This is a genomic window from Streptomyces palmae, assembly GCF_004684805.1.
Lineage (GTDB): Bacteria > Actinomycetota > Actinomycetes > Streptomycetales > Streptomycetaceae > Streptomyces > Streptomyces palmae.
The window spans coordinates 18,121-30,449 of sequence record NZ_SRID01000035.1 but is presented as its reverse complement, the minus strand read 5'-3'; the positions used below and the strand labels follow the sequence as shown (position 1 = coordinate 30,449).

14 protein-coding genes and 1 pseudogene are annotated in these 12,329 nt (G+C 72.6%); 5 read left to right on the top strand and 10 right to left on the bottom strand.

The features are described from left to right. Positions 1-986 (bottom strand): DAK2 domain-containing protein (locus E4099_RS06420; protein ID WP_245244633.1); only part of this gene is annotated, 986 nt, incomplete at its 3' end. Positions 987-1,303: 317 nt separating this feature from the next. Between E4099_RS06420 and rpmB the strand changes: the two are divergent. Continuing rightward, positions 1,304-1,414, top strand: a pseudogene (gene rpmB, locus E4099_RS35130) (50S ribosomal protein L28); the annotation flags it as partial. 264 nt (positions 1,415-1,678) lie between these two features. On the opposite strand, the gene thiD reads toward rpmB, so the two are convergent. Both thiD and E4099_RS06405 read right to left on the bottom strand, forming a co-directional pair. After that, entirely contained in the window at positions 1,679-2,500 is an 822-nt protein-coding gene (gene thiD / locus E4099_RS06410) for a bifunctional hydroxymethylpyrimidine kinase/phosphomethylpyrimidine kinase (protein WP_135337963.1), read from the bottom strand. A 10-nt stretch (positions 2,501-2,510) separates the two neighbouring features. Next, positions 2,511-3,479, bottom strand: a complete 969-nt coding sequence (locus E4099_RS06405; RefSeq protein WP_135337962.1) for a thiamine-phosphate kinase — start codon at positions 3,477-3,479, stop codon at positions 2,511-2,513. A 255-nt stretch (positions 3,480-3,734) separates the two neighbouring features. On the opposite strand from E4099_RS06405, the gene E4099_RS06400 reads away from it, so the two are divergent. Both E4099_RS06400 and E4099_RS06395 read left to right on the top strand, forming a co-directional pair. Then, positions 3,735-3,968: an Lrp/AsnC family transcriptional regulator gene (locus tag E4099_RS06400; protein ID WP_135337961.1), complete on the top strand. Its 234-nt coding sequence runs from the start codon at positions 3,735-3,737 to the stop codon at positions 3,966-3,968. Between the two features lie 20 nt (positions 3,969-3,988). Next, positions 3,989-4,495, top strand: a complete 507-nt coding sequence (locus E4099_RS06395) for a DUF3515 domain-containing protein (protein WP_245244632.1) — start codon at positions 3,989-3,991, stop codon at positions 4,493-4,495. 56 nt (positions 4,496-4,551) lie between these two features. Here the strand turns inward: E4099_RS06395 and E4099_RS06390 are convergent, their stop codons facing one another. The 3 genes from E4099_RS06390 to E4099_RS06380 are packed head-to-tail and all read right to left on the bottom strand — an operon-like array spanning position 4,552 to position 7,476. Next, positions 4,552-5,700 (bottom strand): D-alanine--D-alanine ligase family protein, encoded by a 1,149-nt coding sequence (locus E4099_RS06390; protein ID WP_135337960.1) that lies wholly within the window; start codon positions 5,698-5,700, stop codon positions 4,552-4,554. A 34-nt stretch (positions 5,701-5,734) separates the two neighbouring features. After that, entirely contained in the window at positions 5,735-6,685 is a 951-nt protein-coding gene (locus E4099_RS06385) for an NAD(P)H-dependent glycerol-3-phosphate dehydrogenase (RefSeq protein WP_245244634.1), read from the bottom strand. Between the two features lie 47 nt (positions 6,686-6,732). Then, a complete protein-coding gene (locus E4099_RS06380; protein ID WP_135337958.1) occupies positions 6,733-7,476 on the bottom strand; it encodes a lysophospholipid acyltransferase family protein in 744 nt (247 codons plus the stop codon). A 185-nt stretch (positions 7,477-7,661) separates the two neighbouring features. Between E4099_RS06380 and cofC the strand changes: the two genes are divergently transcribed. Continuing rightward, on the top strand, positions 7,662-8,366 hold the full coding sequence (gene cofC / locus E4099_RS06375; RefSeq protein WP_135337957.1) for a 2-phospho-L-lactate guanylyltransferase: 705 nt from the start codon (positions 7,662-7,664) through the stop codon (positions 8,364-8,366). 66 nt (positions 8,367-8,432) lie between these two features. Beyond that, positions 8,433-8,636, top strand: coding sequence for a hypothetical protein (locus tag E4099_RS06370; protein ID WP_135337956.1), 204 nt, complete (start codon positions 8,433-8,435; stop codon positions 8,634-8,636). A 377-nt stretch (positions 8,637-9,013) separates the two neighbouring features. On the opposite strand, the gene E4099_RS06365 is transcribed toward E4099_RS06370, so the two are convergent. From E4099_RS06365 to leuC, 4 genes are all read right to left on the bottom strand, one after another. Next, positions 9,014-9,670 carry an HU family DNA-binding protein gene (locus E4099_RS06365; RefSeq protein WP_135337955.1) on the bottom strand — a complete coding sequence of 219 codons (657 nt, stop codon included), beginning with the start codon at positions 9,668-9,670 and terminating at the stop codon, positions 9,014-9,016. A gap of 134 nt (positions 9,671-9,804) precedes the next feature. Continuing rightward, on the bottom strand, positions 9,805-10,059 hold the full coding sequence (locus E4099_RS06360; RefSeq protein ID WP_135337954.1) for an SCO5555 family protein: 255 nt from the start codon (positions 10,057-10,059) through the stop codon (positions 9,805-9,807). A gap of 125 nt (positions 10,060-10,184) precedes the next feature. Next, positions 10,185-10,778 (bottom strand): 3-isopropylmalate dehydratase small subunit, encoded by a 594-nt coding sequence (gene leuD / locus E4099_RS06355; protein WP_135337953.1) that lies wholly within the window; start codon positions 10,776-10,778, stop codon positions 10,185-10,187. A gap of 5 nt (positions 10,779-10,783) precedes the next feature. Then, a complete protein-coding gene (gene leuC / locus E4099_RS06350; protein ID WP_135337952.1) occupies positions 10,784-12,208 on the bottom strand; it encodes a 3-isopropylmalate dehydratase large subunit in 1,425 nt (474 codons plus the stop codon). Positions 12,209-12,329: the final 121 nt, after the last annotated feature.

Here is a 12,329-nt window from a genome sequence, read left to right as displayed (position 1 = left end):
GGCCGGGGCGGGGCCGCGCAGGCCGCCGCGCGGGGATTCCCCGGGGCGGCGCCGGGGCCCGCCAGGCGGCCGTGGTCGGGGGCCGGGGGCTCCGGCGGGGCCTGGCCGGAGAGCGCCTGGGCCAGCGCGCCGAGCACCGCGACCAGCCCGTAGCCGCCGGCGTCCACCACGCCCGCCCGGCCCAGGTCGGCCAACTGCCCCGGGGTGGCGCGCAGTGCGGTGCGGGCGCCCTCCCAGGCGGCCCGGGCCACCGCCGCGACGTCCCCGCGGGCCTGCGCCGCGGCGTCCGCGGCGGCCGCGGCGACGGTCAGCATGGTGCCCTCGGCGGGGTGCGCGACGGCGGCGTACGCGGACTCGGCCGCATGCCGCAGGGCCCGCCGGAGCGCCTCGGCCCCCGCGCCGGGGCCGCCGGTGGCGGCGGGACCCGGGCGGCCGGTGCCAGCGGTGCGGGCGGTGCCCGCGGTGCCGACGGTGGGGTCGGAGCGGCTGCTGCCAGCGGTGCGCTCGGTGGGGCTGTTGCCCGCGGGGTCGGTGGGAGCCGCGGGGTCCGCGGAACCGGCGCGAGTGGCGGGATGCGGCTCCGGCTCGGCGCGTACGGAGCCGGGGCCCTCGGCCCCGTACGGCTCCGGCTCGGCGAGGACGTCCGCCAGGCCGCGCAGCAGCTGGGCCAGGATGGTCCCGGAATTGCCGCGGGCGCCGATCAGGGCACCGTGCGCCATCGCGCGTATCGCGTCGCCCAGGCCGGGCCCCGGGGTGCCGGGGGCGGCTTCGTGACCGTCGCAGGCGGCGGCCACGGCCCGCGCGGCCGACTCCGCGGTCAGATAGAGGTTGGTGCCGGTGTCCCCGTCGGCGACCGGGTAGACGTTGATCGCGTCGATGTCCTCGCGGGCCCGGCCCAGGGCCTCCAGCGCCAGCCCGCACCAGTCGCGTACCGCAGCGGCGTCCAGGGAGTCCCCCCGGACGATGTCTGGGGGAGTGTGCGGCACCTTGCGTCCTCCTGCGTTCCCTGTGCGTTCCCGCGCGCGCCGCGGGGGACGGCGTGCCGAGCGCACGCTGGTCGCCGTGGGCCCGGCCCATCGCAGGGTAGTCGCGTCGCCGCCGCGGGGGCAGGCCCGTACCCGGGGCCCCGGCGGAGGGGTACCGGCTGGTCATGGTAGTTTCGGTATACGGAAGCAGCCGTTGTATGCTGCTCCGGTTGCCCGATGCGAATCGGGTTTCTTTTCCCCCTGGCTCTGCCGGTCGTCCACGATCCTGGCACGCCGGGAATTCACTGTACGTGTATCTGAAGTCTTTGGAGTGACCCGTGGCTGCCAACTGCGACGTCTGCGGCAAGGGGCCGGGCTTCGGCAACAACATTTCGCACTCGCACCGCCGTACTCGCCGTCGTTGGAACCCCAACATCCAGACGGTGCGCGCTGTGGTCGGGCGGACGCCGAAGCGGCTCAACGTCTGCACCTCGTGCATCAAGGCCGGCAAGGTCTCGCGCTAGCGAACGGTGTCCCCGCGCAAGCGGGGGCGATCCGGTCTCGCGCTGACGTTCCCGTCGTAGCGCAGCCCTTCTGGTTGCCAAGGCCGGTCCATCATCCGATGGGCCGGCTTTTGTCATGCCCGAAAGCGCCGGACCCGCGCTGTGCCTGTACGGGCCCGGCACCCGGACCCGTACGCCCCCTCACCTGGTCTACCGGGAGCGCCCGGCCCAGCCGTGGTCGACCGGCCCGATGCCGCCGCCCAGCGGGAAGCCGGCGGCTATGGCGCCGGTGACGTACTCCTTGGCGGCCTCCACCGCCCGCGGCACCTCGTCGCCCAGGGCCAGCCGGGCGGCGATGGCGCTCGCCAGGGTGCAGCCGGTGCCGTGGGTGTGCCGGTTGCCGTGGCGCGGGGCGCGCAGCCAGTGCTCCCGGGTGCCGTCGGTGAGCAGGTCGACGGCGTACGGGCCGGGGAGGTGGCCGCCCTTGATCAGGGCCCAGCGGGGCCCGAAGGCCAGGATCGCGTCCGCCGCCCGCCGCAGGTCCGCCTCCTGCGAGACGGTGATGCCGGTCAGGCCGGCCACCTCGTCCAGGTTGGGGGTGGCGACGGTGGCGGTGGGCAGCAGCGCGCCGCGCACCGCGTCCAGCGCCTCGGCGGCCAGCAGCGGGTCGCCGTGCTTGGACAGGCCCACCGGGTCCACCACCACCGGCGCGGACAGCCCGGCCAGCAGTCCGGCGACGGTCTCCACCAGTTCCGCGGAGGCCAGCATGCCGGTCTTCACCGCGGCCACCCCGATGTCGTCCACCACGCTGCGGAACTGGGCGGTCACGGCCGCCGCCGGAAGCTCCCAGCTGCCCTGGACGCCCCGGGAGTTCTGCGCGGTGACGGCGGTGAGCACGCTCATCCCGTGCACCCCGAGGGCCAGCATGGTCTTGAGGTCGGCCTGGATGCCGGCACCGCCGCCGGAGTCGGATCCGGCGACGGTGAGGACCGGTGGCGGGGAGGGCGGCGGCGCGGCGGGGGTGTGCGGCATGCCGCCGAACCTACTCGGCCTCGGCGCCGGCGCCGAAGTGGTCCCAGCCGGAGTGCGGCCAGGGCGCCCCGTCCACCGTCACCTGGGGCAGCGCGGAGGGGTTGAGCACCTCGCCGATGACCTTCCAGCGGGCGGGCAGCTTCACATCCGGCGGGAAGGTGGCCACGATCGCGTGGTCCTCTCCCCCGTTGAGCACCCACTGGAGCGGGTCGACGCCCACCGCCTGGCCGATGTCGGCCATCTGGGAGGGCACGTCGACATCGCCGGAGCGCAGGTCGATACGGACCTTGCTGGCCTCGGCGATGTGCCCGAGGTCGGCCACCAGACCGTCGCTCACGTCGGTCATCGCGGTGGCGCCCAGCCGGGCCGCGGCGGGTCCGGCGTGGTACGGGGGCTCCGGGCGCCGGTGGGCCTCCACGAAGGCGCGGGGCGAGCGGAAGCCGCGGGCGAGCACCGCGTGCCCGGCGGCGGACCAGCCCAGCCAGCCGGTGACGGCGACCACGTCGCCCGGCTGGGCACCGGATCGGGTGACCGGGTCGCTGTTGCGCAGGTCGCCCAGGGCGGTGATGGAGACGGTGATGGTGTCGCCGCGCACCACGTCACCGCCGACCACGGCCGCGCCGGCCACCTGGCACTCGTCGCGCAGTCCGTCCATCAGTTCGCTGGGCCAGGTCGCGGGGAGGTCGGCGGGGACCACCAGGCCGAGCAGTACGGCGGTGGGCACCGCGCCCATCGCCGCGATGTCGGCCATGTTCTGGGCCGCGGCCTTGCGGCCCACGTCATAGGCGGTGGACCAGTCGCGGCGGAAGTGGCGTCCCTCCAGCAGGACGTCGGTGCTGACCACCACCCGCCGGTCCGGCGCTGCGACCACCGCGGCGTCGTCCCCGGGACCCAGCCGGACCGCCGGGGTGGTGGTGAGCCGGGAGGTGAGCTCTCGGATGAGCCCGAACTCACCCAGCTCGCCCACGGTGCCTTTCACTGCGCTTCTCCTCACGGTGTTGGTGTCCTCGGCTGCGCGCTGCCGGGGGCGGCCCGTCGTGGAGCCGCTGACCGGCACCGTCCCCCCGGGGAAGTCTGCGGCATCCCGTCGTCCTTCGCGCACACGGGTACGGCCACGCGTCCACGTGGTCCGCCGCGCCGCGCAGGCCGCGCGGGTCTCCCCGTGCCGCCTGGTGACGCGGTACCGTGGCGTCCCTTTCCCCCACATGATCCTCGTAGCCGCCCTGGAGGTTCCGTGGTACAGGCATACATCCTGATCCAGACAGAGGTCGGCAAGGCCTCGGCCGTGGCCGAGGTCATCGGGAGACTTCCCGGTGTGATCCAGGCCGAGGACGTCACCGGGCCGTACGACGTGATCGTGCGCGCCCAGGCCGAGACGGTCGACGAACTCGGCCGCATGGTGGTCGCCAAGGTGCAGCAGGTGGAGGGCATCACCCGAACCCTGACCTGCCCGGTCGTCCACCTGTAGTCCCCCCGTATGCTCGGCCGGTGAATTCCGTACGTCCCCGGCTGATCCCTGTGTCGGTCACCGCGCCGCTGCTGGCGCTGGTGGCCGTGGCCGGCTGCTCGTCCGCGGACGGTTCCGGAGGTCCTCCCTCGCTCGCGGCTCCCACGCCGCGGGGCGAGGCCGCCGGGTTCTGCCGGGCGCTCCACCGGGAACTGCCCCGGCGGGTGGACGGGCTGGCGCGGCGGCAGACCGATCCGGTCTCCGACTCCACCGCGGCCTGGGGCGACCCCACGGTCGAACTGCGCTGCGGGGTGCCGGAGCCCCGGATCCTCACGCCCGGATCGGAAGACTACACAGCGGCCCCCGACAGCGCCGAGATCAACGGCGTCCAGTGGCTGATCGAGGAGCAGGGCGACCACTACCGCTTCACCACCGTGCTGCGCCGGACCAATGTCGAGGTGACCGTGGACAGGTCCTCCGTCCCCGCGACCGACGCGCTGGTCGATCTGGCCGGCGCCATCAAGAAGACGGTGCCGTTCGGGATCTGAGGGCTCCGGTCCCGCGGTGGGCCGGGGCCGCGCGGGCCCCGGCCGGAGGCGGTCGGTCAGCGCAGCCCGGTGGAGCGGCGCAGCGCGGCCTCGATGAGGCGGTCCACCAGCTGCGAGTAGCTGACGCCGCTCTCCTGCCACATCCGCGGGTACATCGAGATGGGGGTGAAGCCGGGCATGGTGTTGATCTCGTTGATCACGAACTCGCCGTTCTCCAGCAGGAAGAAGTCGGCGCGCACCAGCCCCTCGCAGGAGGCCGCGTCGAAGGCCCGTACGGCCAGCTCCTGGACCCGTGCGGTCTGCTCGGCGTCGAGCGGGGCCGGCACCATACCGGCGGCCGAGTCGATGTACTTGGCCTCGAAGTCGTAGAAGTCGTGGGCGGTGACCGGCGGGATCTCGGCGGGCACGCTGGCTCGCGGTCCGTCCTCGAACTCCAGCACGCCGCACTCGATCTCCCGGCCGCGCAGCAGCGACTCGATGATGATCTTGGGGTCGTGGCGGCGGGCCTCTTCGATCGCCTCGTCCAGGCCCTGGATGCCGTCGACCTTGGTGATGCCCATCGAGGAGCCGGCGCGGGCGGGCTTGACGAAGACCGGCCAGCCCTGGTCGGCCGCGAAGTCCACGATCTTCTTGCGGGCGGCGGCCGGGTCCCGGGTCCACTCCTGGGGCCGGACCACCACGTACGGGCCGACCGGCAGCCCGAAGGAGGTGAACACCCGCTTCATGTACTCCTTGTCCATGCCGACCGCGGAGGCCAGCACGCCGGAGCCCACGTACGGCACCCCGGAGAGCTCCAGCAGCCCCTGGAGGGTGCCGTCCTCGCCGTACGGGCCGTGCAGCATCGGGAAGACCACGTCCACGTCGCCCAGCGCCTTGGGCACCGCGCCCGGCTCGGTGTAGACGACCTCGCGGCTGGCCGGGTCGACCGGCAGCATCACGGCCCCGTCCGGCGACTCGGCGAGGTCGGCGACGCTGGGCAGCCGGCGCTCGGCGATGGCCATCCGCTCGGGGGCGTCGGCGGTCAGCGCCCAACGGCCGTCCTCGGTGATGCCGATCGGCAGGACCTCGTACTTGGTCCGGTCGATGGCGTTCAGCACCGCACCCGCGGTGACCACGGAGATGGCGTGCTCGGAGCTGCGCCCGCCGAAGACGACGGCGACGCGCGGCTTGCGTCCTGGGCTTGGGGTGGAGATCTCGCTGCTCATATCGCGATGAGGTTACCTTGCGGTCGCCTCCGCGTCAGTGACGCTCGGGCTTGGCACTGCGGGACATCAGCTCCTTGAGGGCGACCAGCGGCGGCGTGCCCTCGTGGACGATGCCCACCACGGTCTCGGTGATCGGCATGTCGACCCCGTGCCGGCGCGCCAGATCGAGCACGGACTCGCAGGACTTGACGCCCTCGGCGGTCTGCTTGGTGACCGCGATGGTCTCCGCCAGCGTCATCCCGCGGCCCAGGTTGGTACCGAAGGTGTGGTTGCGGGAGAGCGGCGAGGAGCAGGTGGCGACCAGGTCGCCCATGCCGGCCAGGCCCGCGAAGGTGTGCGCGTCGGCGCCCATGGCCAGGCCGAGGCGGGTGGTCTCGGCCAGCCCGCGGGTGATCAGCGAGGCCTTGGCGTTGTCGCCGAGCCCCATGCCGTCGGCGATGCCGACCGCCAGCGCGATCACGTTCTTGACCGCGCCGCCCAGTTCGCAGCCGACCACGTCGGTGTTGGTGTACGGCCGGAAGTACGGGGTGTGGCAGGCGGCCTGCAGGCGCACCGCCACGCTCTCGTCCCGGCAGGCGACCACGGCGGCGGCGGGCTGCCGGGCGGCGATCTCCCGGGCGAGGTTGGGGCCGGTGAGCACCGCGACGCGGTCCGGCCCGGCCTTGGCGACCTCCGCGACGACCTCGCTCATCCGCTTGGCCGTACCGAGTTCCACGCCCTTCATCAGGGAGACCAGCACGGTGTCCGCGGGCAGCAGCGGCGCCCAGGCGGCGAGGTTGCCGCGGAGCGTCTGGGAGGGCACCGCGAGCACGGTGAACCGCGCGCCCTCGGCCGCCTCGGCGGGGTCGGTGGTGGCCCGGATCGCCCGGGGCAGTTCCACGCCGGGCAGGTAGTCGGGATTGGTCCGCCCGGTGTTGACCGCCTCGACCAGTTCGGCGCGGCGGCCCCACATGGTCACCTCGCAGCCGGCGTCGGCGAGGACCATGGCGAAGGCGGTGCCCCAGGATCCGGTGCCGTAGACCGCGCAGCGCGTCACTTGCCCTCCTCCTGGCCCGCGGCGCCCTCGGCGGCCGTGCGGTGGTGGTACGGCACGGCCGGCGCGGGCTCGCCGCGCAGTTCCGCGAGGAGTTCGGTGATGGCGGCCATGATGGCGTCGGTGGCGGCTCGCAGCACCTCGGCGGTGGGCTCCCGGTCGTAGAAGGCGGAGAGGTCCACCGGCGGCCCGGCGATCACCCGCAGCGTCTTGCGCGGGAAGAGGCGGATCCGCTTCTTCTTGGCGTAGGGCGGCATGACCTCGTTGGCGCCCCACTGGGCGACCGGGATGACCGGGGCCTTGGTGAGCAGCGCCACCCGGGCGGCGCCGGTCTTGCCGCGCATGGGCCACTGGTCGGGGTCGCGGGTGAGGGTGCCCTCGGGGTAGAAGGCCACGCACTCGCCCCGGTTGATGGCGTCCACGGCCGCGCGGAAGGCGTTGGCGGCGTCGCTGGAGTCCCGGTAGACGGGGATCTGCTTCAGCCCGCGCAGGAAGGTGCCCACCACGGGCGCCTTGAACAGGCCCGCCTTGGCGAGGAAGCGCGGGACCCGGCCGGTGTTGTACTGATAGTGCGCGTACGACAACGGGTCGAGATACGAGTTGTGATTGATGGCGGTGATAAATCCGCCGTCGGTCGGAATGTTCTCCATTCCGCGCCAATCCCGCTTGAAGAACGTCACCAGCGGCGGTTTCACCAGTACCGACGCCGTGCGGTACCAGATGCCGATTCTGCGGCCGGACACTCGGAACACCCTCTCTTGAGACCTGCTGACCCAGCTGGCTTGCTACCTTCCGGGCAGCCGCACAAGTGTCGCCCCAGGTACCCGGTCTGTCGAGGACACCGTAACCCCGGCGGTCACGCTGGGTTCCGGCAGCGGGCGAGAATGGCCTTCGTACGGAGAAAACGTACGAAGACGAGGGAGCACCTGTGGCCTGGACCGTGGTGGTTCCGCTGAAGCCGTTGCCGCAGGCGAAGAGCAGGCTCGCCGAGGCGGTACGGGACGGTTGGCGGCCCGCGCTGGCCCTGGCGTTCGCACAGGACACCGTACGGGCGGCGCTGGCCTGCGGGCGCGTTGGGGGCGTGGTCGTGATCACGGACGACCCGCACGCCGCGCGTGAGCTCGCCGCGCTGGGGGCGCGCATCGAACCGGACACGCCCCACCGCTCCCCGGACGGACTGAACGCGGCCCTGGCCCACGGGGCGCGCACGGTGCGGGCGAGACTGCCGCGGGCTCCGGTGGCGACGCTGAACGCGGACCTGCCCGCGCTGCGGGAGGCCGAACTGGACCGGGTGCTGGCGAACGCGGAGCGCAGCGCCCGGGCCTTTCTGCCGGACGCGGCGGGGGTGGGCACCACGCTGCTGACCGCCGCGGCCGGGGTGGAGCTGGCGCCTGCCTTCGGCGGCCCCTCACGGGCTCGGCACCGGGCCTCCGGCGCCCGGGAGATCACCCTGACCGGGGTGGACAGCGTGCGGCAGGACGTGGACACCGGTGCGGACCTGCGCGCCGCGCTGCGGTTGGGCGTCGGCGGGTACACCGCGCGGCTGCTGGCCGAGCACTGCCCCGTACCGCCGCCGACCACCGCCGCCGAGGTCTCCCAGACCCCGGGGGTCCCCGGCCCCCTGCCCGGCTGACCGTGCGCGGGGCGGCGCCCCGGGGCGCCGAGCGGTGATCCGGTGCACGGTGGCTACGCTGCCGGTATGCAGGCGACCGCGTACACCTACGACCCCGAGACCCGCACCGGCAGTGTGCTGCTGGACGACGGGACTCCGCTGCCCTTCGACGCGGCGGCCTTCGACGCGGGCGGACTGCGGCTGCTGCGGTCCGGTCAGCGGGTGCGGATCGAGGTGGCGGGCGAGGGCGCCGAGCGCCGGGTAACCTTCATCACACTCCAGACCTTCTAGAGGCTCGCCAGACCTTCCGGGCTTCCACCACTGCGCCTTCCGGCGTTGCGGCCCTGTGTCTTCCAGGGTTCCGGCCGTGTGTCTTCCGGGGTTCCGGCCGTGTGTCTTCCGGGTTCGCCCCTGTGTCTTCCGAGGTTCCGGCCCTGTGACTTTCGGGTTCGCCCCTGCGCCTTCCGGCGTTGCGCCCCCTGTGTCTTCCGGGGTTCCGTCCCCACACCTGCTGGGCCTTTTCGGGGCTGCCCCGGCCCGCCGACCCCCAGCCCGCCGATCTTCCGGCCGCGGGCCGGGCGCCGCGCGCCGCGTTCGCAGGGCGACACACCGCGGGCCGGGCTCCCCTGGGGAGCCCGGCCCGGCGCGTGACGCTGCCCGCCTGCGACTTACTTCTTGCGGGCGGTGGCCTTCTTGGCGGTGGTCTTGCGGGCGGTGGCCTTCTTGGCCGGTGCCTTCTTCGCGGTGGCCTTCTTGGCCGGCGCGGTGGCCTTCTTGGCCGTCGCCTTGACCGCGGTCTTCTTCGCGGCGGCCTTCTTCGCCGGAGCGGTGGCCTTCTTGGCCGTGGTCTTCTTCGCCGCGGCGGTGGGGGTGGCCTTCTTCGCGGTGGTGGCCTTCTTCGCCGGTGCCGCCTTCTTGGCGGTGGTGGTCTTCTTCGCCGCCGCGGCCTTCTTGGCGGTGGCCTTCTTCGCCGCGGCCTTCTTCGCCGCGACCTGGAGGCTGCCCTTCGGCGCCTTCTTGACCGAGACCTCGCCGCTCTTGGGCAGCTTCTTCGAGCCGCTCACCAGGTCCTTGAAGCCCTGTCCGGCACGGAAGCGGGGCACGGAGGTCTTCTTGACCCGCACGCGCTCGCCGGTCTGCGGGTTGCGGGCGTAACGAGCCGGCCGCTCGACCTTCTCGAACGAACCGAAGCCGGTGACCGAAACTCGATCCCCCGCGACGACCGCACGGACGATGGCGTCCAGTACCGCGTCGACCGCGTCGGCGGCGTTCTGCCGGCCACCCAGCTTGTCGGCAATCGCTTCTACGAGCTGCGCCTTGTTCACGTCTTCCCCTTCGGAGACATTGCCGGAACGAATGTGTTCAAGCTTTTTCGCACGTTAGGCAGATATATACCGCAAATCAAACACGAAACGGGCTAATCACCCTTGTGCCGCAACGAACTCGACCGTCACGGACTTCACGGACTTCCGTCGCTGACGTCTCTGTCGGGGTCTTCGGGGAAACGACCTGCGTCGAGGTCGCCCATCAACCGGTCCAGACGCCGTGCGGCGTCCGCCAGATCGTGCTTCGCCGCAGCCGTGATGACCAGCAGCTTCCGGGACAGCGCCATCCGTACGCCCTCCGGGACTTGCAGTGTGCGCACCTTTGAGTGCGCAGCTTTCAGCCTGGCCGCGACGGCCTCGTAGAGCTCGAGTTGAGGGTCGCGTTCCATGCGCTGATTGTGCCATCTGCGGCGAGTTGTCGCCTCATGGGGCCTCAACATAGCGATGCGCCGCCGGTCCGGGGACCAGCGACGCATCGTGTCAAACGCAGTCTGTACTGCGGAAACCGGGGGTCTCAGACCTCAACCGTGCTGGGCTTGAAGGAGGGTCGCCGAGCCTCGAACGCGGCGATCTCGGACTCCTCCCGCAGGGTGAGGCTGATGTCATCCAGCCCCTCCAGGAGTCGCCAGCGGGCGTTCTCGTCAAGGCTGAATTCGGCCGTGATTCCCTCGGCCCGAACCTGGCGCTCGACCAGGTCCACCGTGACCTCGGCGGCCGGGTCGGCCTCGATCAGCTCCCACAGCCGGTCCACCGTCTCCTGCGGCAGCACCACCGTCAGCAGGCCGTTCTTGAGGGAGTTGCCGCGGAAGATGTCGGCGAAGCGGGAGGAGACGACCGCCTTGAAGCCGTAGTTCTGCAGCGCCCAGACGGCGTGCTCCCGGGAGGAGCCGGTGCCGAAGTCGGGGCCGGCCACCAGCACCGTGGCGCCCTGATGGGCACTCTGGTTCAGCACGAAGCCGGGGTCCTTGCGCCAGGCCTCGAAGAGCCCGTCCTCGAAGCCGTCCCGGGTGACCTTCTTGAGCCAGTGGGCGGGGATGATCTGGTCGGTGTCGACGTTGCCGCGGCGCAGCGGTACGGCGCGGCCGGTGTGGGTGGTGAAGGCTTCCATGGTGTTCAGACTCCGGCGGGCGTGGGGGCGGCGGACAGGTCGGCGGGGGAGGCCAGTCGGCCGAGCACCGCGGTGGCCGCGGCGACCTGCGGCGAGACCAGGTGGGTGCGGCCGCCCTTGCCCTGCCGGCCCTCGAAGTTGCGGTTGGAGGTGGAGGCGGAGCGCTCGCCGGGGGCCAGTTGGTCGGGGTTCATGCCCAGGCACATCGAGCACCCCGCGTGCCGCCATTCGGCGCCGGCCGCGGTGAACACCTTGTCCAGCCCCTCCTCGACCGCCTGCAGGGCCACCCGTACCGAGCCGGGCACCACCAGCATCCGCACCCCGTCGGCCACCGAGCGGCCGGCCAGCACCGCCGCGGCGGCGCGCAGGTCCTCGATGCGGCCGTTGGTGCAGGAGCCGACGAAGACGGTGTCCACCGCGATGTCCCTCAGCTTCTGACCCGCCGTCAGTCCCATGTACTCCAGGGCCTTCTCGGCGGCCAGCCGCTCACTGGGGTCGGTGTACGAGGCGGGGTCGGGCACCCGCGCCGACAGCGGCGCGCCCTGGCCCGGGTTGGTGCCCCAGGTGACGAACGGGGCCAGCTCGGCGGCGTCGACGACCACCTCGCGGTCGAAGACGGCGTCCTCGTCGGTGCGCAGGGTGCGCCAGTACTCCAGCGCCGCGTCCCAGTCCGCACCCCGGGGTGCGTGCGGGCGGCCCTCGAGGTAGGCGAAGGTGGTCTCGTCGGGGGCGATCATGCCGGCCCGCGCGCCCGCCTCGATGGACATGTTGCACACGGTCATCCGGGCCTCCATCGACAGCTTCTCGATGGCCGGGCCGCGGTACTCGATCACATAGCCCTGGCCGCCGCCGGTACCGATCCGGGCGATGATCGCCAGGATCAGGTCCTTGGCGGTCACCTCCTCGGGCAGCTCCCCCTCGACCGTGATCGCCATGGTCTTGAAGGGCGCCAGCGGCAGCGTCTGGGTGGCCAGCACGTGCTCGACCTGGCTGGTGCCGATGCCGAAGGCCAGCGCGCCGAAGGCACCGTGCGTGGAGGTGTGGCTGTCCCCGCACACCACCGTGGTGCCGGGCTGGGTCAGTCCCAGCTGCGGTCCCACCACGTGGACGACGCCCTGCTCCACGTCGCCCAGCGGGTGCAGCCGGACGCCGAACTCCGCGCAGTTCTTGCGCAGCGTCTCCAACTGGGCCCGGGAGACCGGGTCGGCGATCGGCTTGTCGATGTCGACGGTGGGGGTGTTGTGGTCCTCGGTCGCCAGGGTGAGGTCGGTGCGCCGGACCGTCCGGCCGGCCTTGCGGAGGCCGTCGAACGCCTGCGGACTGGTCACCTCGTGCAGCAGGTGGAGGTCGATGAAGAGGAGGTCGGGCTCGCCCTCGGCGCGCCGGACGACATGGTCGTCCCAGACCTTCTCCGCCAGTGTCCGTCCCATCGCTGTTCCCTCCGGCCGGCGGCATCGCCGGCCCAACTCGTGCCCTGTGCGGCCCTGATCCGCGAGCCGTACTTCCAGAGTGGCGGGTTCGCCGGAAAATTGAACTTGCGTTTCAAAGTGT